The sequence below is a fragment of the Arthrobacter sp. NicSoilB11 genome (assembly GCF_019977375.1).
Classification (GTDB): domain Bacteria; phylum Actinomycetota; class Actinomycetes; order Actinomycetales; family Micrococcaceae; genus Arthrobacter.
The window spans coordinates 125,527-143,881 of the sequence record NZ_AP024657.1 but is presented as its reverse complement, the minus strand read 5'-3'; the positions used below and the strand labels follow the sequence as shown (position 1 = coordinate 143,881).

General features: G+C 66.1%; 16 protein-coding genes. 9 read left to right on the top strand and 7 right to left on the bottom strand.

Annotation, left to right across the window (positions count from 1 at the left end; genetic code table 11):
* On the bottom strand, window positions 1–960 hold the full coding sequence (locus tag LDO14_RS00690) for a sugar ABC transporter permease (RefSeq protein WP_223993278.1): 960 nt from the start codon (window positions 958–960) through the stop codon (window positions 1–3).
* Between the two features lie 56 nt (window positions 961–1,016).
* On the bottom strand, window positions 1,017–2,306 hold the full coding sequence (locus LDO14_RS00685; protein WP_223993277.1) for an extracellular solute-binding protein: 1,290 nt from the start codon (window positions 2,304–2,306) through the stop codon (window positions 1,017–1,019).
* A gap of 254 nt (window positions 2,307–2,560) precedes the next feature.
* Here LDO14_RS00685 and LDO14_RS00680 point away from each other — a divergent pair, with 254 nt between their 5' ends.
* A complete protein-coding gene (locus tag LDO14_RS00680; RefSeq protein WP_223993276.1) occupies window positions 2,561–3,505 on the top strand; it encodes a LysR family transcriptional regulator in 945 nt (314 codons plus the stop codon).
* 53 nt (window positions 3,506–3,558) lie between these two features.
* On the opposite strand, the gene LDO14_RS00675 is transcribed toward LDO14_RS00680, so the two are convergent.
* Together LDO14_RS00675 and LDO14_RS00670 are read right to left on the bottom strand one after the other, a co-directional pair.
* Window positions 3,559–5,043, bottom strand: coding sequence for a DUF6379 domain-containing protein (locus tag LDO14_RS00675; RefSeq protein WP_223993274.1), 1,485 nt, complete (start codon window positions 5,041–5,043; stop codon window positions 3,559–3,561).
* 29 nt (window positions 5,044–5,072) lie between these two features.
* Complete coding sequence (locus LDO14_RS00670) at window positions 5,073–6,365, bottom strand: DUF6379 domain-containing protein (RefSeq protein WP_223993266.1); 1,293 nt, start codon at window positions 6,363–6,365, stop codon at window positions 5,073–5,075.
* Window positions 6,366–6,472: 107 nt separating this feature from the next.
* Between LDO14_RS00670 and LDO14_RS00665 the strand changes: the two genes are divergently transcribed.
* Window positions 6,473–7,342: a ThuA domain-containing protein gene (locus tag LDO14_RS00665; RefSeq protein WP_223993265.1), complete on the top strand. Its 870-nt coding sequence runs from the start codon at window positions 6,473–6,475 to the stop codon at window positions 7,340–7,342.
* A gap of 33 nt (window positions 7,343–7,375) precedes the next feature.
* Here LDO14_RS00665 and LDO14_RS00660 read toward each other — a convergent pair whose 3' ends face one another.
* Both LDO14_RS00660 and LDO14_RS00655 read right to left on the bottom strand, forming a co-directional pair.
* Window positions 7,376–8,323 carry a carbohydrate kinase gene (locus LDO14_RS00660; RefSeq protein WP_056388619.1) on the bottom strand — a complete coding sequence of 316 codons (948 nt, stop codon included), beginning with the start codon at window positions 8,321–8,323 and terminating at the stop codon, window positions 7,376–7,378.
* A gap of 41 nt (window positions 8,324–8,364) precedes the next feature.
* On the bottom strand, window positions 8,365–9,162 hold the full coding sequence (locus LDO14_RS00655; RefSeq protein ID WP_223993264.1) for an alpha/beta hydrolase: 798 nt from the start codon (window positions 9,160–9,162) through the stop codon (window positions 8,365–8,367).
* Between the two features lie 139 nt (window positions 9,163–9,301).
* Here LDO14_RS00655 and LDO14_RS00650 point away from each other — a divergent pair, with 139 nt between their 5' ends.
* Window positions 9,302–9,949 carry a cyclodeaminase/cyclohydrolase family protein gene (locus LDO14_RS00650; protein WP_223993263.1) on the top strand — a complete coding sequence of 216 codons (648 nt, stop codon included), beginning with the start codon at window positions 9,302–9,304 and terminating at the stop codon, window positions 9,947–9,949.
* 45 nt (window positions 9,950–9,994) lie between these two features.
* Window positions 9,995–10,735, top strand: a complete 741-nt coding sequence (locus LDO14_RS00645) for an SDR family NAD(P)-dependent oxidoreductase (RefSeq protein WP_223993262.1) — start codon at window positions 9,995–9,997, stop codon at window positions 10,733–10,735.
* Window positions 10,736–10,739: 4 nt separating this feature from the next.
* On the opposite strand, the gene LDO14_RS00640 is transcribed toward LDO14_RS00645, so the two are convergent.
* Entirely contained in the window at window positions 10,740–12,302 is a 1,563-nt protein-coding gene (locus LDO14_RS00640) for a glycoside hydrolase family 32 protein (protein ID WP_223993260.1), read from the bottom strand.
* Window positions 12,303–12,579: 277 nt separating this feature from the next.
* On the opposite strand from LDO14_RS00640, the gene LDO14_RS00635 reads away from it, so the two are divergent.
* The 5 genes from LDO14_RS00635 to LDO14_RS00615 all read left to right on the top strand — a co-directional run bounded on the left by LDO14_RS00635 (window position 12,580) and on the right by LDO14_RS00615 (window position 18,341).
* Entirely contained in the window at window positions 12,580–14,016 is a 1,437-nt protein-coding gene (locus LDO14_RS00635) for a glycoside hydrolase family 32 protein (protein ID WP_223993258.1), read from the top strand.
* Between the two features lie 67 nt (window positions 14,017–14,083).
* Entirely contained in the window at window positions 14,084–15,418 is a 1,335-nt protein-coding gene (locus LDO14_RS00630) for an extracellular solute-binding protein (protein WP_018770335.1), read from the top strand.
* A gap of 24 nt (window positions 15,419–15,442) precedes the next feature.
* Window positions 15,443–16,324: a sugar ABC transporter permease gene (locus LDO14_RS00625; protein WP_056388621.1), complete on the top strand. Its 882-nt coding sequence runs from the start codon at window positions 15,443–15,445 to the stop codon at window positions 16,322–16,324.
* Entirely contained in the window at window positions 16,321–17,226 is a 906-nt protein-coding gene (locus LDO14_RS00620; protein ID WP_018770337.1) for a carbohydrate ABC transporter permease, read from the top strand. Before LDO14_RS00625 ends, LDO14_RS00620 begins: the two co-directional genes overlap by 4 nt.
* A 95-nt stretch (window positions 17,227–17,321) precedes the next feature.
* Window positions 17,322–18,341 carry a LacI family DNA-binding transcriptional regulator gene (locus LDO14_RS00615; protein WP_056388622.1) on the top strand — a complete coding sequence of 340 codons (1,020 nt, stop codon included), beginning with the start codon at window positions 17,322–17,324 and terminating at the stop codon, window positions 18,339–18,341.
* Window positions 18,342–18,355 lie beyond the last annotated feature (14 nt).

The window sequence follows — 18,355 nt, the reverse complement described above, 5'->3', positions numbered from 1 at the left end:
TTAGTCCTCGGGGTTCGATCGCGTCAGCCGCTGCTGGATTACGGCGAAGATCAGGATGATCGCGGCGAGTACCAGCGCCAGGGCGGCGCCGCCGCCAAAGTTTCCCAGCGCGAAGGCCTGTTTGTAGACCTGGGTGGCCAGAGTTTCCGTCGCCCCGGCCGGCCCACCGCCGGTGAGCGCCATGATGGGGTCGAAGACCCGGAGGCCTTGGACGATCCCCAGCGTAGTGGCAACGGCCACGGCGGGGCGGATGGCGGGAAGGGTCACGTTGCGGAACCGCTGCCACAGGTTGGCGCCGTCGATGGCTGCCGCTTCCTCCACTTCGACCGGGACGCCGGCCAGGCCGGCCATGAAGATGACCATGGCAAAGCCGGTGGAGGACCAGACAAGCACTACCAGGACGGTCCAGATGGCCCATTGCGGGTCCGCCAGCCAGGGTTTGGCCTGGTCGCCGGCGCCGATCGCTGCGAGGAAAGCGTTGAGCGGGCCGTCGAAGTCGAAGATGTACTTCCAGATGTAGGCCGTGGCCAACGGGCTGAGCACTACCGGCATGAAGAAAAGGGTGCGGAGGATGTAGCGCGTCTTGATTACGCGGTTAAGCCCCAGTGCAATGATCAGGCCTGCGATGTTGCCAAGGAGGACCGAGCCGAAGGCCAGGAAGAGGGTGTTTGACAGTGCCCCGAGTTTGGTGGGGTCCCTGAAGATCGCTTCAAAGTTGGCCCAGCCCGTGATCTTGAACGCGCCGATGCCCGTCCAGTTGGTGAACGCGAAGAAGCCGCCGATTCCTGTTGCCACATAGTGGATGGCAAACACCAAGGCAATCCCGGGCAGGGCCCACCACCAGTGTCCGAACTCCAGGCCGCGGCCGCGGGGGCGGGCGTCCTGGCCCGCCGCCGGGGTGCGCCTGCCTCGCCGGGGTGCTTCAGCTGCTTCGCTTTTGGGTTGCATCGTCGCAGTCATGGTATTTCCTTGCTTGTCCCATTGAGTCATGTCGGAACGTTGATGGTGACGAACGCTTACTGTCCCCAGGCGGCGTCCATGGCCTGCAGGACCTGGTCAGGGCTCTTCTGGCCCGTGACGATGCCCTGGACCCCGGTGGCCAGCGCGTCGTAGACCGCGGAGTTGGGCCACTGGATGTTCGGCAGGGGGCTGTAGCTGCCGTTCTTGATCAGTTCGCCGACGTTCTTGTAGGCGCCGCTTTCGAAGTCGTACTTGTCCAGCCCGCTGACGGGGAGGGCGCCGTCGATCTCGGCGAAAGCCTTGGTCTGCTCCGGCTCGGCTGCCCAGTCCAGGAACGCTTTGGCAGCGTCCTTGTTCTTGGAGGCAGCGTTGATGGAGAAGGCGTAATTGGCGCTGGCGTAAACGTAGTCCTTGCCGGAGCCCTTCTCCGCTGGAAGTGCGCGCACGGCGAAGTCGGTTCCGGCCGCGGCGGACTGCAGCTGCTTCCAGCTGGGAGCGGGAATGAAGCCTGCTACCGACGTTCCGCCGGCAAGGCCTTTGGTGATGGCGTCAAAACCGGCACCGGCGGCGCCCTTCTGGAAGCAGCCGGCGTCCTTGAGGGTGTTGACCGACTCCAGGGCGGACTTCCAGCCATCGGAACCGGCGAAGGTCGCTTCCTTGGCTGCGCGCTTTTCGTTCCATTTGGGGTCTTCCGCGTAGACGCGCGTGGCAGCCAGGGACATGGCCATCAGGCCAGTGTTGGGCGGGGCCGAGCCGGCGATGGCAAAGAGCGACTTGCCGGATGCCGCAAGGGTCTTGCACTGGTCCTCCAGGGCCGCGAAGTCAGCCGGGAACTGGCCGGCGGCCTTGACCGCGGTCTCGTTCGTGACCAGGGCAGCCACGGTTATTTCCGTTGCCTGGCCGTAGACTTTGCCGTCTTTCCCGAAAGTGCTGTCGCTTCCTGCCGGAAGCAGCTTTTTGGCAGCGTCATCCAGCGGCTCCAGGAAGCCGGCTTCGGCCAGCGGGAGGATGCTGCGCCCCTGGCCCGCGCCAGGGGAAGTCACCACGACGTCGGAGGCGTTGCCGGCCTGGAGCTGCGTACGCAGGGTCTGGTCGTAGGAGTCATTGGGCTGCGGGTTGAACGTAATCTTTACGTCCGGGTGCGCCTTCATGTAGTCCTCGCCCAGCTTCTGGAACGGGCTTTCGATCGTGTTGGAGGTGGCGAAGGAGAGCGAGAACTCCTTGCTGCCCGACGAGCTGGCGCTTTCAGCGGAAGAGGAGCAGCCGGTAAGGGCCAGGGCAGCCAGGGTGGGGACGGCAAGGGCGCCGGCAACCTTCAGGCCCAGGGAGCGTCGGTGCTGTGTCATGTTCAGCCTTTCAGACTTCGTTGTCGAAGAACATCCGGGAGCGGTGATCCCGGTCACTCACCAGTATGAAGGAGATGTGTAGGAAAAGCACATAAGTCTTTGCTATGAAAGACATAAGTTTGACGGGGGTCTGCGGAACGGGCACCGTTGCCGGAGCGCCCCAGGTCGCATTAGAGAGGGTGATACACACCGCTCGACGCATTGAAGGCACTGATAGAATCCGGTGACGTACTTCACGATCGAAAGACAGCTCCGTGACCAACTACGCACCGCTCGCCCGGCTTGACCTGAACCTGCTGATTTCGCTGGATGCGCTCATCACGGAACGCAGCGTGACCCGGGCAGCGGAGCGCCTTCACTTGAGCCAACCGGCATTGAGCGCTTCACTGGCGCGGCTCCGTTCTCACTTTGGTGATCCCATCCTGGCCCGGCGCGGCAATGCCTATGAACTGACGCCTTTCGCGCTGCGGTTGGCCGAACACACCACCACCGCACTGGAGGCTGCCCGCCGCGTCTTTGAGAGCCAGGCGTCGTGGGAGCCGGCTGAGTCAGAGCGCGAATTCGCCATCTATGGCTCCGACTACGGTTTCAGCACCATTGGCCGGGTCGTTTCGGAGCTGGCAGCCCAACGCGCTCCCGGGGTCCGCTTCCGGTTCATGCTGCACAACCCGCTCGTGGTTGAGGACGCCGCAAACCGTCTGCGCGCCGTGGACGGAATGGTGATTCCGCACGGCTTCCTCAGCGGCCTCCCGTACCAGGACCTGTGGCGGGATGGCTGGATGGCCGTTGTCTCCTCATCCAACGAGGCAGTGGCCGAACGCATCACCATGGAAAACGTCGCGGAGCTTCCGTGGGTCATGACCTTCCAGTCCCGGTCCGCATTTACGTCGGCCCAGCGCCAGATCCAGCAACTCGGGATTGAACCGCGCGTAGAGGTCGCGGTTGAGAGTTTCCTATCCCTCCCCCACTTCGTTCTGGGGACGCAACGGATAGGGCTTATCCAGGCAGCCCTGGCACCCATTGCCCTGCAGCTGGACGGCGTGCGGGTCCTGCCCCTGCCCTTCGACGCAACCCCTTTGGTTAATGCGCTGTGGTGGCACCCGAGCCATGACCGGGACTCCGAGCACGAGTGGATGCGGGCCCTGTTCAAGGAGGCCGGCGACATCGTTGCGGCTTCCGCAGCCAGAGAGGCGCTGTAAGCAAAGGGCCCGGCCAGGGAGTACCGGCCGGGCCCTGCTCCGCTGCCGGCGGATCAGGCTGAAACAGATACCGGACGCATGCTCCTCCGGATCAGGTCGTGCTGCTTGCGAACCAGCAGCAACGGGTCCACCTCGCCCAGCTCGGCAAAGGCGTGGCCCTCCCATTCACTGGACCAGTAACCCCGGTAGCCGCCCTCCACGAACACGCGCACCAGCTCCGGATAGTCGATTGCCGGCTCATTGCCCTGCTCGTCGATGTCGTAGAACTTGGCGTGCACATGCAGGATCTGGGGCATGATGTCCGCCCATTCCTGCGGGTCGACATGGCCGTGCATGTTGAACGCCAGGTGGGCAAAGGAACCCAGCAGGGCGGGATCGAAGTCGCGGTCCTTGAGGTAGCCGATGAACTCCTCCTGCCGGGCCCGCATCGGGACGTCCGTTGCCCAGATGGCCTGCAGCGTCCGGACGGCCTCGTCGTCCAGCCCGGCCCGGCGGACAGCGCGCAGGAGCGTCGGTGACATGCTGTGCATGGTGGAAGAGAAATCCGCCACGAACCCAAGCAGGGGCGAATCAAGCTCCGCATACACATCGCGGACCTTCATGATCTCCGGTGAGTTGGGCCCCAATGGCGCGTGGATCTCATAAGCGAGCTTGAGCTCCAAATCCTCGGCGAGCGGCAGGAGGCGGCGCAACAGGTCAGGCTTGGCGCTCTGGATGCGGACCAGGGGGAAGCCAAGTTTCTTCGCGCCCTGGAACAACGTTTCGGTGAACTCGTATTCCTCATCCGGCGTCATGTCCCGGTCGCGGCGCCGGCCCATGTCCAGGTTCGCGCCGAAGGAGCTGGCGGCGAAGCCGTGCTTGTCGAAAGTTTCGTGCCAGGACCGGGCGAAATCACCCGTGACCTGCGGATAGGTCGGCAGGACCTGCGACGCCACGATCTCGATGCCCGGGCCAATACCCAGTTCTGCCACCCTGTTCAACAGTCCGTCGAAGTCATACCAGCCTGCTCTGTACTCAGCGCTGGCCGAGTACAGGGTGAGCCCGAGGGAGAACGGGTCTTCTTCGGCCTTCGGCGGAGGCGGCGGGACCGCGGCCGCCAGGGCCGGAGCCGGAGCCGGGGTCGCCTTGTCCGTGACGGTGAGTTCCAGCGTCTGGTTCACGAAGTTGGGGACATACATCCCTGGGCCGCCGTCCTGTCCCGGAGCAATCTGCATGTACGGCAGCCGCAGTTCGCCAACTACCTGAACCGTGTGCTGCCCGCCGAGGACTACAGGGGTTTCCCGTGTGGCGATCAGGAGCGGATGTTCCTGGAGGTACCAGAGAGTTTCGCTCTGGGAGGGCAGCTCCGGAAGCGCGTAGCGGATGCCGCCCAGTTCCAGCGAGAGGTCCTCCGTGGAAATCTCTTCGCCGTCGACCGTCAGCCTGAGGCTGGAGACGGAGGAAAGCCAAAGGCTCCGGTACCACGGCAGGGTCAGGGCAAGGGCAAGGCCGTCGGGATGGGAGCGGAGGCTGGATTCGTTAAGAAGTCCGTTGGGCATGGGGTCTCATTCGTGGGAGTCGGGATGGGTCAGGCGAGTTCGGACGTGATGCGCCGGATCAGAGCGTGTTGGCGGCGGACCTGTTCGATGGCCCGCCAGGGAGTCCGCTCGCCTTCGTATTCGCTGGAGAGGTAGCCGGTGTAGCCGGAGTCCTTGAGGGCCTGCAGCACCGGGCGCCAGGGGATCTGCTGGTCCTCCAGGCCCTCGTTGATGTCATGGAATTTGGCCTGGATGAACACCACGTACTGCGCAATGTCCTTGAAGCCGGCCGGGTCCACGCCGATGCCGTCCAGGAAGGCGGGCCGCGCCTCCCGGGTTTCCCCTTCCCGCAGGGGGATGGGCCGGTCCTGGAAAATCCCGGTGTCGATCAGCAGGCCAAAGTTTTTGGTGCCGGTCCGCTCAATGAGGGCGATGTAGTCGTCCACCACCGGATGCTTGATGGGCGTCGGCGAGTGGATCTCGGGGCAGATGATGACTCCCAGCTCATGGGCCAGGTCCAGGGAGCGCTCCACGGATTCCGTCCAGATGGGATCCGGGACAAGGTCGCCGGACACCACTCCAATCTTGGGCCGGACAAAGCTGAAACCCAGGCGGCTGGCCAGCCTTAGGTCCCGCTGCAGTGCTTCCGCCCCTTCTGCGGCGGTCATGGACCGGCCCGGGTGCAGCCGGGTGTCGATCCATGACCCGTAGTTGGTTGGCTCCAGCGAATACTTCTCCAGCAGCGCAAACCAATTGTCGATCCAGGCCGGAGAGGGCTCCGGGTAGCTGGCCACATGCCCCTCGCCGAGAATCTCCACGCCGGTGGCCCCGACGTCGGCGACGGCGGCCAAGGCTGTCTCCAGGTCCATCACCGTGCCGAAGTCGTCCATGTAGCTGTAGAGGGACACACCGTAGCGGAAGATACCCTCGCCGCCTTCGGGAGCCAGCGTCACCGTGCGGCTGACGCGGTAGGTGGAGGGCTGGTGCTCAAGGGGGATGTAGGACATCCTCAGCCGCAGCTCGATAGTGAGTTCGTGGACACCCTGCGGCAGGCCGCCGTCGAACGGAACCGTGACCAGCGCCGCCTCCTCAAGGGGCCAGCGGACGCCATCGCTGTTCCAAAGTTCCTGCAGCGAGTACTGCCTGCCGTCAAAAGTCCACAGGGGAACATCGGCGGGCACGTCCACGAGGTTGCCTACGCGCACTGCAATTCCATCGATAAGGGACGCCGTCATGCCGCGGTAGGAAGGCATCCGGACCCGGAACTGGAAACCGGTGATGCGGCCGCCCTCACGAACATTGCGGAAGCCGGATGACTGGATGAGATCTCTCTCGAGAAGCATCGTTGCTCACTCTCTCTAGGTGCGGAACCAGCGTAACATCGTTATGTTGTTTTCATACATAAGTATGTATGCATTCTCCTAAACCGCTGAAACGAGGCAGTGCTGCCATGGCCGACATCCTGAACGCCCTTATCCTCTCCGGGCATATGACCCGGGAGCATGACAATGAATTCCGCAGTTTCAGGGCCCACAATCAGTGGCTCACCACCCTCCTCGAGGACACGGGCCGGTTCCGGGTCAGGGTGGTGGAGGACCCCCGGGGACTGGGGTCCGACGTGATCGACAGACACGACGTTGTCCTGGTGGTGTTCGAGGGCCGCGACGGATACCACGAGAAGGCCGTGGGCTTCGGCGCGGTAACCGACGCTGCCCTGCTGAAGTTTGTCCACCAGGACGGGAAGGGCATCGTCTGGTTCCATGGCTCTGCCGTCCAGGAGGACGACTGGGGATATCCGGAGGAGTACAACATAATGCGGGGTGCCAAGCTCAGCGTGCCCACCGGACTGCGGCCGAGGCCGTGGGGGGAGGCCCTGGTGCAAACCGCTGAACCGCGCCACGCCATCACCGAGGGCATCAGCAAAACCTGGACTGTGACCGGCGACGACATCCTGACCGGAGTGCAGCTGTACGAAGGAGCACAGGTGCTGGTCTCGGTCTTCGATGACGTGGAGTCGTACGGGAATGCACCCATGTGGCCGATGTCCCACTACCCGGTGGCCATCCCGGTGGAGGGACTAAGCGGCCTGCCCGGCATTAACACCCTCCAGCCCCTGGCCTGGATCAACCACTACGGGGAAGGCCGCAGCTTCACCATCACCATCGGGCACGACATCGACACCTTCCGGCGGATCGAGTTCATCCGGATGTTCCCCCGCGGCGTCGAATGGGCCGCGACGGGGAAAGTCACGCTGGACGGCCCGGACCGGCGCGGCGAACGCCGCTTCCTGCCGTGGCCCTACTACGACCACGGAGTGTAGCGGGCCCTGGGAGCCCATCGCTTGCTAGCTGTACTAACCCTCTTCGGCCGTTCCCAGCCGGTCCATCTCAGCCCGCGTCGGCGGGTTGGCGCCGGGCCGCGACACCGTGACAGCCGCTGCACGGGCAGCATGCGCAAGGAGTTCGGCCAGCCCTTCGGCAGGCAGGTCGCGCAGCGCCCCGCGGTTCTGCGCGCCGTCCAGGTCCCGGTCCACCAGGCCGGACAGCAGCGCCGCCATGAAGGAATCCCCAGCCCCCACGGTGTCCGCCACGTCAACTTTCGGTGCGGGAACGGACGCTTCGCCGGCGCGGCACACTCCCCACGGCCCATCCGCGCCCCGGGTCACCACCACAAGCGCCGGCCCCTCCGAGCCTCCCAGGGCCAGCCACTTCCGCGCCGAGTCCAGGACGTCCTGCCCCGGATAAAGCCATTCCAGGTCCTCGTCGGAGGCCTTGACCACGTCCGCCAGGGTGACGAACTTCTCCGCCTGCCGCCGCGCAAAGTCCACGTCGGTGATGATGCTGGGCCGGCAGTTGGGATCGAAACTGATGGTGGCCGAGGGGTGGGCGTACTCGACGGCGGCCAGGACTTCGGTGGCACCAGGCATCAGCATCGTGGCTATCGAACCCGTGTGCAGCAGCGTGGTGCCCTGCAGCATGAAGCCGAGCCGGTCCGCGAGGCCCGGGAGCTCCCAGGTAAGGTCGAACGTGTAGGTGGCGGCGCCGTCGTCGTCAATCAACGCGGTGGCCACGCTGGTGGGCAACTCATCCGGCGGTACCGGCAGCATGACGGAACTGGCGCGCAGGTGGGCAGCCACCGAATCGCCGTACGCGTCCCGGCCGTAGCGGCCGATGAACTGCACCGGATGGTCCAGCCGGGCCAGGCCCACGGCAACGTTCAGCGGGCTGCCGCCCACATGGGCCTCAATTCCGGAGGCGCGCTGGACAACGTCAACAAGGCCTTCGCCGATCACTGTGAGCATGGTCATACTCTGCCAGAAAGCGGACCGGTCAGCAGTTCGTGTCAGCGGAGCAGCCCGCCCACCAGTTCCCGGCACGTGAGATACGCCTCCGCCGTGACGTCGATCAGGGCGAAGTGGTCCCCCGGCACCCTGACCAGCTGTGCCGGCACGGGTCCGGCCTGGCTGGCCTCAACATAGGTGGTGGACATGCTGAGGGGGACGTCGTCGTCCCCCAGCGCGTGGACGGCATAGACGGGAACGTCCAGCGGCAGCGCGGCCATGGGGTCGGCCATGCGGTGGCGTCCGGGAAATTCCGACGACGGCCCGGCCAGCAGGTTTGCCACCGCACCATCGCTGAGGCTGAGCCGCTCGGCCCCGCCCAGGTTGAGGACCCCCGACTGGCTCACCACCCCGGTGAGGCGGACGCCGTCGATGCTGTTTTCCACCTGGCTGCCCTCTGCGGGTCCGAGCCCGTCCAGCCTGTTCCTGCCTGCCGCCCACACCGCCAGGTGCCCGCCGGCGGAATGGCCCAGCGCCACTACTCTGCCCAGGTCCAGCGCGTGCGGTGCTGCCAGGTCGGCCAGCTTGTCGATGCCGGCCAGGATGTCCTGGAAGGTGCCCGGCCAGCCGCCGCCGTTGCCGGCACGCCGGTACTCGAGGTTCCAGGCCGCCATGCCGTGTTCCGCCAGGTCCTTGGCCAGCGGCTCCCCCAGTTCGGCCCCGTAAGTGGAGCGCCAGTACCCGCCGTGGATGACCACCACCACGCCCCGGTGCCTCCCGCCAACCGGAAGGTCGGGAAGGAAGAGTTCGCCCCACTGGCTGGGGTCGTCGCCGTAATCATGGCGGTAGCGTCGCGTCACACTGGCCCACTTTAGCGGCCCGGATCGCCGGAAGAGCCCCGTGTTTCCGCGGCCAGGCCCATCAAAACTGGGCCAGAAGCGCGCGGTGCCGCCGTTCCCTGACGTTTAGCCCCTCACTTTTCTGGGCACGGTCCCTGGCATGGAGGAACCTGCAGTGACCACCCAAGGGTCAACGGTGGAAGATTGGACGCGCGCGCTGGCGGAATCCACAGGCTCACCCGGCGGAGGGGCGGGGACAGGGCTGATGCTCGCCGTCGCCGCCTCGCTGACGTCCATGGTGGCCGGCTACAGCGGGGACGACGGCGGGGAGCCGGCCCGGATACGCGCCCGGGCGCACGCACTGCGCCAGGAAGCCCTGCGGCTGGCAGATGACGACGCGTCCGCTTCCAAGGCGTTCGGCGCCGCCTTCCGGCTGGAGCCGGGCCAGGAGCGGGAGGAGGCGATCCGTTCCGCGTCGCTGGAAGCCGCGGCGTCCTCCGCCCTCCTGGGCGAACGGGCCATCGGGGCCATCGACGACCTGGGCTGGCTGGCAACAAACGGCAACCGGTCGCTCGTGGCCGATGTCGTCGTCGCGTTCGGCGCCCTTCGGGCTGCCGTTGCCGGGGCACGCACCAACGTCAGCTTTGACCTCGGGTCACTGCGGTCCGCCGGTGCAACCCTGGACCAGGTCCGGGAACAGCATCCGGACCTGTGGGCCGCCGTAGAGAAACTCAACGGAGCCATGGAGCGCATCGACGACCTGACAGCTGCGATTGACCACCGCGCCGCCCCCACCGACGCCGTCTGACACCGTGATACTGGGTACAAACCCAGGAACAAGGGAGGGCCGCGCATGGCACGCGTTTTCATCACCGGATCCACCGACGGGCTTGGCCTGGCCGCGGCGGAGACGCTGCTGCAGGACGGCCACGACGTGATCGTGCATGCGCGGTCCTCCCGGCGCGTCCCCGCGGTGCAGCACCTGCTGGACCGCGGGGCGCACTGCGTCACCGGTGACCTCGCGGTTGCACAGGAAGTCCGGCAGATCGCGGACCAGGCCAACGCGATCGGCGGCATCGACGCGGTCATCCACAACGCGGGCGTACTCAACGGTGCGGCCCTGCTCCCGGTGAACGTGGTGGCCCCGTACCTGCTCACCGCCATCATTCCCGGCCCGCGCCGGCTCATCTACCTCAGCAGCGGCATGCACCGCGGCGGCAGCATCGGCCTGGACGGCCTGGACTGGGCAGGACGGACGACGACGGCCTCCTACTCCACAACGAAGCTGCACGTCACTGCGTTGTCGGCAGCGCTGGCCCGCCTTGTCCCGCATGTCGCCAGCAACGCCGTCGACCCCGGCTGGGTACCCACGCGGATGGGCGGCCGGTCAGCTCCGGATGACCTGGAACTGGGGCACCGGACCCAGGAGTGGCTGGCCACCAGTGATGATCCCGGGGCCCTGGCCAGCGGGGGCTACTGGTACCACCAGCACCGGCAAACGCCGCATCCGGCGGCCACCGACCCCCGGTTCCAGGACGCCCTCCTGGCCCGCCTTGCGGACCACACCGGGGTCACCCTCGACGCGCTGGCCTAGCCCTTCACGCGGGGGCCGCCAGTTCCCGGATGGTGATGCCGGAAAAGATGGCCGGGCCGCCGTCGGTGTACAGCGAGATGCCGGTATCGCCGTCCGCAAAGTGCACCTGCTGCGACAGAACAGTGTGGCCGGCGTTAACGAACACTTCCACGCTCTGGGTATCCACCAGGACGCGCAGGTGGACGGACTTGGCGTTGAGGTCGATGGGCGCCGCCGCCCGTGTGCAGGGCACCAGCGAGTAGCCGGGGAGGTCCGAGGGCGCCCGGTCAACGTACAGTTCGGCCCCATACTTGCCGATGTTCGTGTGGCGGGTCCCGTCCGCCGAGCGGCCAACGGAGACCCCCACATTCGTGGCCGCCTCCCATGAGATGTCGAGCTCCAGCTCGTAGGCGCGGCCGTTCCAGGGCAGGACGGCACTCCCCTCCACGGTCCGGTCCGGGAGCCCGGTGGTGGCCGTGGCATACCCGGCGAGCGCCCTGACGGGGCTGCTCAGCAGGCTGTACCAGCCCCCTGCCTGGCGCTCCAGGCGCAGTTCGCGCACCACCGAGTTCTGTCCGTTGTACCCGTCCGTGGCATCGGTGGGGACATCCCGGGCGGCGTACTTCCAGTTGTTCATCCAGGCAACGGCGTAGCGGCGCGTCTCCGGTGCTTCGGCCGCAGGCCAGGTCACCGCCGCGTACCAGTCCCAGCCCCAGTCCAGCCATTGCGGATTGTCCACGTCGTCGGCAAGGAACTGGTTACCGTCCCAGGTTCCCGTCCAGTAGGCGTAGGTCATGGGCAGCCCGATGCTGTACGCATCCATGCTGGCGCCAAGCACCCAATGCCAGGTCCCGTCGTCGGCCTTTATCTGGAACAGGTCCGGACACTCGATGCCGCCCAGCGCGTGGTTGGGGTAGTCGAAGTTGCGCTTCAGCTGCCAGTCCCGCAGGTTCACCGACGTGTAGAAGGCAGCGTAGCGCGCCCGGCCGATCACGCACACCCACTCCCCGCGGGCCGCGTCCCAGTGGATCTTCGGGTCGCGGAACCATTCCGCATTTTCAATTTCCGCCTGGGTAACGGCCGTACGCCCGTCGGTGTTGGCAATGACCGGTTCGGGCAGGGAGGTGAAGGTGTAGCCGCCGTCCGTTGACCAGTAGAGGTACTGCTCCTGGTACTTGCGGATGCCGCCCGTGGGCTGCGTTGCCAGCACAACGACGGCACCGGTTCCGAAGCCTGCGGTATTGCCCGTATCCACCACTGCGGAGCCGGACCAGACAGGAAAGTCCGGCTGCAGTGGAAGGGCAACCCCGTGGTGCGTGAAGGCCACACCGTCCGCGGTGGTGGCGTGGTCCCAGCCACCGGGGCCGTTGTTCTGCTCGGAATGCAGGTAGTAGAGGTGGTAGGTGCCGTCCAGGTGAACCGGACGCTGCGGGTCGCAGAGCCAGCCCGACGGCGGAGTCATGTGGTAGGCGGCCCGCAGTGAGGTTTGGGCGCGCGCGGGGACGGTCAGTCCGTTGCCCAGGAACAGGGCGAGCGCGCCTGCTCCTGAACCTTGCAGGACGTGGCGGCGGGACAGGGCGTGGGTCATCGTTGACTTCCTCTCATGGCCGGCGTCATCGCCGGGGCGCTCGACGGCGCCGGGACCCTCGTCAGCCCAGGACTCACCGCCGTGCTTAAGCGCTTTAGCTGGAGAGGGTAATGTCCATCCACTCGACTGGTCAAGCGTTTCAGCAAAATGGCACCCGTCCCAATGCGGCCGAAAACGACCGGGGAAAGTATTTTTGCTAAAACGCTTGATCAAGTGGCGCATTCCACGCTACCTTCGTGGTGATCAAACGCTTTAGCAGAAATGGACATCACCGCCGATGAGCTATCCCGTCTTCTTCCAGCCCGCCGATGCCTGGGTTGGAGACCTTATCCCCTTCCAGAAGGACGGCGAGTTCTGGCTGTTCTACCTTCACGAAGTCCGGGCCGAACCCAAGCCGGGCACCGCCTGGAACCTGGTGACCACCAAGGACCTCACCCAGTTCCAGGACCACGGGGTGGCCCTCCCCCACGGAACAACGGAGGAGCCGGACTTCAACTGCTACACCGGCAGCATCGTGGCCGACGGGTCCGGGGTGCACCACCTGTTCTACACCGGACAGAACCCCGCCAACCTCGGCACCGACGGGCTGCCCCTGCAGCTGGTCATGCACGCCACCAGCACGGACGGCATGGACACCTGGACCAAGCACCCCGGGCTCACCTTCGGGGCACCCACCGGGTATGAATCCGCTGACTGGCGGGACCCCTTCGTCTTCCGCGACGAAGCCGCCGGCCTGTGGCGGATGCTGCTCGCCGCCCGCCACTCCGACGGGCCCGAGCGGCGCCGCGGCGTCATCGCCCAGTGCGTCTCCACCGACCTGATGACCTGGACGCACACGGACCCGTTCTGGGACCCCCGCCGCTACATCACCCACGAGTGCCCCGACGCCTTTGAATGGAACGGCTGGTGGTACATGGTCTACTCGGAATTCTCCGAAACCTTCACCACCAGGTACCGCATGGCCAAGAGCCCCACCGGCCCGTGGACCGTCCCCGCCCTGGACAGCGTGGACGGCCGCGCCTTCTACGCCTCCAAGACGGCAGAGCGGGACGGCCGGCGGTTCTTCTTCGGCTGGATTGCCAGCAAGGAAGGGAATTCCGACGACGGCGCCTGGCAGTGGGCGGGCACCATGGCGGTCTTGGAGGCGCGGCAGAACCCGGACGGGACTTTGGCGTTCGGGTTCGCCGACGAGCTGGTGGACAGCTTCTGGGACGACGTGCCGCTGGAGCTTGAAACCGGGCTGCCCCTCCGGCTGGACGTGCCGGACGGCTACGGTGCCGCCGTCGCCACCAACAACCTGCCCGCCCAGTTCCACGCCAGGGCGGTGTTCGATATCCAGGCCGGAACCACCGAATGCGGAATGCTGCTCCGCTCCAGCCCGGACGGTGACCGCTCCTACGTCCTCCGCCTCGAACCGAAGCGCGGGCGCCTGGTGTTCGACCGCTGGCCCCGGACCATCACCGGCGACGCCCAGTGGCACGTGTCCGGCGATGTTCCCTTCGCCATCGAACTCGAACGCCCCTGCAACCTTCCACCCGGCCGGCACACGCTGGAAGTGGTGGTGGACGGGGACCTCTGCGTCGCCGTCGTGGACCGCCAGGTGGCGCTCAGCACCCGGATCTACGACCTTCCCGCCGGCGCAATAGGCGTGTTCGCCGGCGAAGGATGCGTTACCGTCACCGACCTCGAAGTACGCAAGCGCACCGACAACTGAAATACCACTCCTCCGTTCCACCCGACCCGTTCCACATGATCCACTCCAATCAAGGGAGATTGCCGCAATGAAGAACCTGTTCCGCGCTGCCGCCGTCGCAGCAGTCACCGCCCTGGCCCTGACCGGCTGCGGGGGCGGAAGCTCCACCAGTTCCACCAACGTCGCCCCCACCGGCGAGATCAAGCCCCGCGAAATTTCGTGGCTGCTGTCCCGCCCGGCCGACGGCGCGGTCATCAACATCATGAAGAAGCTGGCCGACGACTACGGCAAGGACCACCCGGGCTTCAAGCTGAACCTGATCACCACCCCGGACCGCCCCTCCTACATCCAGAAACTCGAAACCCTGGCGGCGGCCAACAAGCTGCCCGAACTGTTCGACACCGACGCCACTCCGTTCGCGCAGCAGCTGGCAAAGCAGGGCAAGATGCTGGACGCCGAGAAGCTGCTGAAGACACTGGACATCTACGACAAATACCGCCCCGGGGCCCTGGACTACCAGCGGTTCGACGACGGATCCCTGTACATGATCCCGTTCCAGTACGAGCTGGAATACATCTGGTACAACAAGGCGCTGCTGGCAAAGGCCGGGGTGGCCGTGCCCAAGTCCCTGGACGACATTCCCGCCATGTGCACCGCCCTCCGCGGCGCCGGCATCACGCCGATTGCCATCGACGGCCAGGACCAGTGGCCGCTGGAACGGTACGCCGCCTACCAGCCCTTCCGGGCAGCCGGACCGGAGTTCGTCCAGAAACTGAAGAAGGGCGAGGCCAAGTTCACCGACCCCGCAGGACAGAAGACCGTCAACTGGCTGGCGGAACTGGGCAAGGCCAAGTGCTTCCAGGACGGGTTCTCCGCGCAGGGCTATTCAGACGCGCAGAACCAGTTCACCTCCGGCCAGGCCGCCATGTACAACATCGGCACCTGGGAATTGCCCAGCCTGGCCACGGACAAGCTCAACCCTGCCGTGCGCGACGACATCGACTTCTTCACCCTGCCCACCACAGCCGGCTCGGTGACGGCGGCCAACGAGTTCGTGTCCCCGTCGGGCATCGGCATGGCGGTCAACGCCAAGACCTACGATCCGCTGGTGAGCGACTTCCTTAAGTTCGCCCTGCAGAAGTACCCCGCTGAATACGCCGCCACCGGGGCACTCTCCCCCACCACCGACGTCGAAACCGCCATTCCTGCCAACGCCACGCCGCTGTACCGGAAGGCGCTGGACCAGGCCAAGGACCTGGGCGCCAAGCAGGCCATGCCCTGGGACACCCAGCTGGACCCCACCACCAACGGGCGGCTGCAGCAGGAGCTCGTCCTGCTGGTCCAGGGCGAAATCACGCCCCAGCAGTTCACGGAGACCATGGACAGCACCATCGCCCAGAACGCCCCCAAGTTCTTCAAGTAAAGGCCAGCCATGCTCCCCAACAGGATGCTTCCCAACAGATCGAGGACCTCAGTCCTGGTCTTCCTGCTCCCGCCGCTGCTGCTGTACGGCGCGGCCGTCCTCTTTCCCATCCTCCAGTCCCTGTTCCTGAGCTTCTTCTCCTGGAACGGCATCAGCGACATGGAATTCGTGGGACTGGAGAACTACCTCCGCATGTTCACCGCGGACGACATCTTCTGGCGGGCGTTCCTGAACGCCCTCCTCTACCTGGCCATCTGCCTGGTCCTGCAGCTGGGAGGCGCCCTGGTGGTGGCCAGCCTCCTTACCTCCCTCCGCCGCGGACGGGAGCTCATCAAGACCCTGTACCTGCTGCCTGCCGTGATCTCCACCGTGGCCATCGCCTTCCTCTTCGTGCGGATCTACTCGCTGGAGCCGGTAGGCCTGCTCAACCAGCTCCTGCACTGGATTGGGCTGGGCAGCCTGGAACGGCCCTGGCTCTCGGACGTCAATACCGTCCTGGCGGCCGTGTCCGCGCCGGAAGGCTGGCGCTTCACCGGGCTGTACATGCTCATCATCTACGCGGCGCTGCTGGCGGTGCCCAAGGAGCTGGAGGAAGCCGCGGTCCTTGACGGCGCCTCCCGGTGGACCCTGTTCACCAGGATCCGTTTCCCGTACATCCGCCCGGTGTGGATCACCACCACGATCATGGCCACCACCTACGGGCTGCGCGGCTTCGACATCCCCTACCTGATGACCAACGGCGGTCCGGGCCAGTCCTCGGAACTGCTCACCACCTACATGTACAAGACCGCGTTCACCAGCACGGACTTCGGCTACGCCAGCACCATCTCGGTGTTCATCGTGGTGGAGTGCCTCGTGGCCGTCGGCCTCATCCTGTTCCTGCTCAAGCGGAAGGCAGACGCATGATCACCCAGGCAGCCCCGCCCACCCGGCCCGCCGCCGTCGTCCCGCCCACGCCGGCCGCACCACGCCGCAGGCGCCGGCCGGACCTGTTCCGGACCCTGTCCCGCGTGCTGATCATGCTGATCGTGATCGTGCAGGTCTACCCGCTCGCGTGGCTGTTCCTCACCAGCCTCCGCACCGAACACGACTTCGCGACCGGCGACCCCTTCGCCCTGCCCGGCGCCCTGACGTGGGACAACTACGCCAGGGCATTCGAAACAGGCGACCTGGGCCGGAACATCCTCAACAGCTTCGTGGTGACCATGGGCGCCAACATCCTCATCGTCCTGCTGGGCATGATGGCCGCCTACGCCATCCAGGTGCTGGGCTTCCGGCTCAGCAAACTGGTCCGCGGGCTGTTCCTGATCGGCATCATCGTGCCGGTCCAGATCGCCCTGGTCCCCCTGTTCATCGACTACTCCACGGTGAACCTGCTGGACACGTACCAGTCCATGATCATCCCGCTGGCCGGGTTTTCCCTGCCCATGTCCGTGTACCTGTTCTGCTCGTTCTACGAGTACATCCCCAAGGAAACCTATGAGGCGGCCTCCCTGGACGGCGCCGGGCCCTACCGGATCTTCGGGCTGATCACCCTGCCGCTGTCCCTGAACACCGTGGTCACGGTGGTGCTGGTCAACAGCATCTTCATCTGGAACGACTTCATCTTCGCCAACACGTTCGTCCTGTCCGAGGAGCTGAAGACCATTCCGCTGGGCCTGCAGAACTACATCGGCGCCATGGGCAAGGTGGACTGGACGGCAACCTTCGCCGCCGTGTGCGTCACCATCACGCCGCTGCTGCTGGTGTTCCTGGTGCTCAACAAGGCCATGATCCAGGGCCTCGAAAGCGGGGCGACCAAGGGATGACCGCCACGGCAGGCAGATATACTCCAGACGGAGGCCAGAAGATGTCAACGGAGAACAAGCCAGGCGGGCCGGCGCCCAGCGCCCAACCGCCGCGGATGCCAGAACGCGCCCATCCGGTGACCCTCCGCGAAGTGGCCGAAGCCGCCGGAGTCTCCACGGCCACCGTCTCCCTTGTGGTCAACAAGAAGAAGAGCGCCAGGATCGCCGAGGAGACCCGGCAACGCGTCAAGGACGCCATCCGCACCCTCGGATACCGGCCCAACGCCATGGCCAAGACGCTGGTCAGCGGGACTTCGAAGTTCATCGGGCTCGTGGCCGACGGCGTGGCCACCACCCCCTTCGCGGGCCAGATCATCCACGGCGCCCAGGACGAGGCATGGAAGCACGGGTACGCCCTGCTCATCGCCAACACCGAGGGCAACGGCGAACTGGAACAGGACGCCATCAAGATGATGCTCGAGTACAAGGTGCGCGGCATCCTGTACTCCACCTGGTTCCACCGGCAGACCGAGATCCCGGAGCCGCTGCGCGAAGCCGAGTTCGTCCTGGTCAACTGCTTCTCCGACGAGCCGGGCACCCGCGCCGTGGTTCCGGACGAGGTCCAGGGCGGCCGCTCCGCCACCGAAATCCTGCTTCGGAACGGCCACCGCCGCATCGCCTTCATCAACGCCACCATTCCCGCTCCGGCCAAGGACGGACGCCTGGCCGGCTACCGCGAAGCCCTCGAGGAGGCCGGGGTGGCGTTCGATCCCGGGCTGGTGATGGAGGCCTATCCGGACCAGGAGGGCGGCTACGGGGCAACCGCGGAACTCCTCACGCGCGACGTGACGGCGGTGTACTGCTACAACGACCGAATGGCCATGGGCCTGTACGACGGCCTGCGGGAGCGGGGCCTGTCCATCCCGGACGACATGGCGGTGGTGGGCTTCGACAACCAGGAGGTCATCGCCGCCCACCTTCGCCCGCCGCTGTCCACCGTGTCCCTGCCGCACTATGAGCTGGGCGCGGCCGGTGTGCGGACCCTCCTGGGCATCGACGCCGCCACAGACGGGGCCGCCAAGATCCACTGCCCGCCAGTGGAGCGGGCCTCGGTCCGGGCCCAGGCGCGGGCCTAGCCTCACCGGCCGGC

What these genes read in the sequence shown, in the direction of transcription:
- LDO14_RS00690 (WP_223993278.1), bottom strand. Translation starts at nt 960, where the DNA reads ATGACTGCGACGATGCAACCCAAAAGCGAAGCAGCTGAAGCACCCCGG.
- LDO14_RS00685 (WP_223993277.1), bottom strand. Translation starts at nt 2,306, where the DNA reads ATGACACAGCACCGACGCTCCCTGGGCCTGAAGGTTGCCGGCGCCCTT.
- LDO14_RS00675 (WP_223993274.1), bottom strand. Translation starts at nt 5,043, where the DNA reads ATGCCCAACGGACTTCTTAACGAATCCAGCCTCCGCTCCCATCCCGAC.
- LDO14_RS00670 (WP_223993266.1), bottom strand. Translation starts at nt 6,365, where the DNA reads ATGCTTCTCGAGAGAGATCTCATCCAGTCATCCGGCTTCCGCAATGTT.
- LDO14_RS00665 (WP_223993265.1), top strand. Translation starts at nt 6,473, where the DNA reads ATGGCCGACATCCTGAACGCCCTTATCCTCTCCGGGCATATGACCCGG.
- LDO14_RS00660 (WP_056388619.1), bottom strand. Translation starts at nt 8,323, where the DNA reads ATGCTCACAGTGATCGGCGAAGGCCTTGTTGACGTTGTCCAGCGCGCC.
- LDO14_RS00650 (WP_223993263.1), top strand. Translation starts at nt 9,302, where the DNA reads ATGGAGGAACCTGCAGTGACCACCCAAGGGTCAACGGTGGAAGATTGG.
- LDO14_RS00645 (WP_223993262.1), top strand. Translation starts at nt 9,995, where the DNA reads ATGGCACGCGTTTTCATCACCGGATCCACCGACGGGCTTGGCCTGGCC.
- LDO14_RS00640 (WP_223993260.1), bottom strand. Translation starts at nt 12,302, where the DNA reads ATGACCCACGCCCTGTCCCGCCGCCACGTCCTGCAAGGTTCAGGAGCA.
- LDO14_RS00635 (WP_223993258.1), top strand. Translation starts at nt 12,580, where the DNA reads ATGAGCTATCCCGTCTTCTTCCAGCCCGCCGATGCCTGGGTTGGAGAC.
- LDO14_RS00630 (WP_018770335.1), top strand. Translation starts at nt 14,084, where the DNA reads ATGAAGAACCTGTTCCGCGCTGCCGCCGTCGCAGCAGTCACCGCCCTG.
- LDO14_RS00625 (WP_056388621.1), top strand. Translation starts at nt 15,443, where the DNA reads ATGCTTCCCAACAGATCGAGGACCTCAGTCCTGGTCTTCCTGCTCCCG.
- LDO14_RS00620 (WP_018770337.1), top strand. Translation starts at nt 16,321, where the DNA reads ATGATCACCCAGGCAGCCCCGCCCACCCGGCCCGCCGCCGTCGTCCCG.
- LDO14_RS00615 (WP_056388622.1), top strand. Translation starts at nt 17,322, where the DNA reads ATGCCAGAACGCGCCCATCCGGTGACCCTCCGCGAAGTGGCCGAAGCC.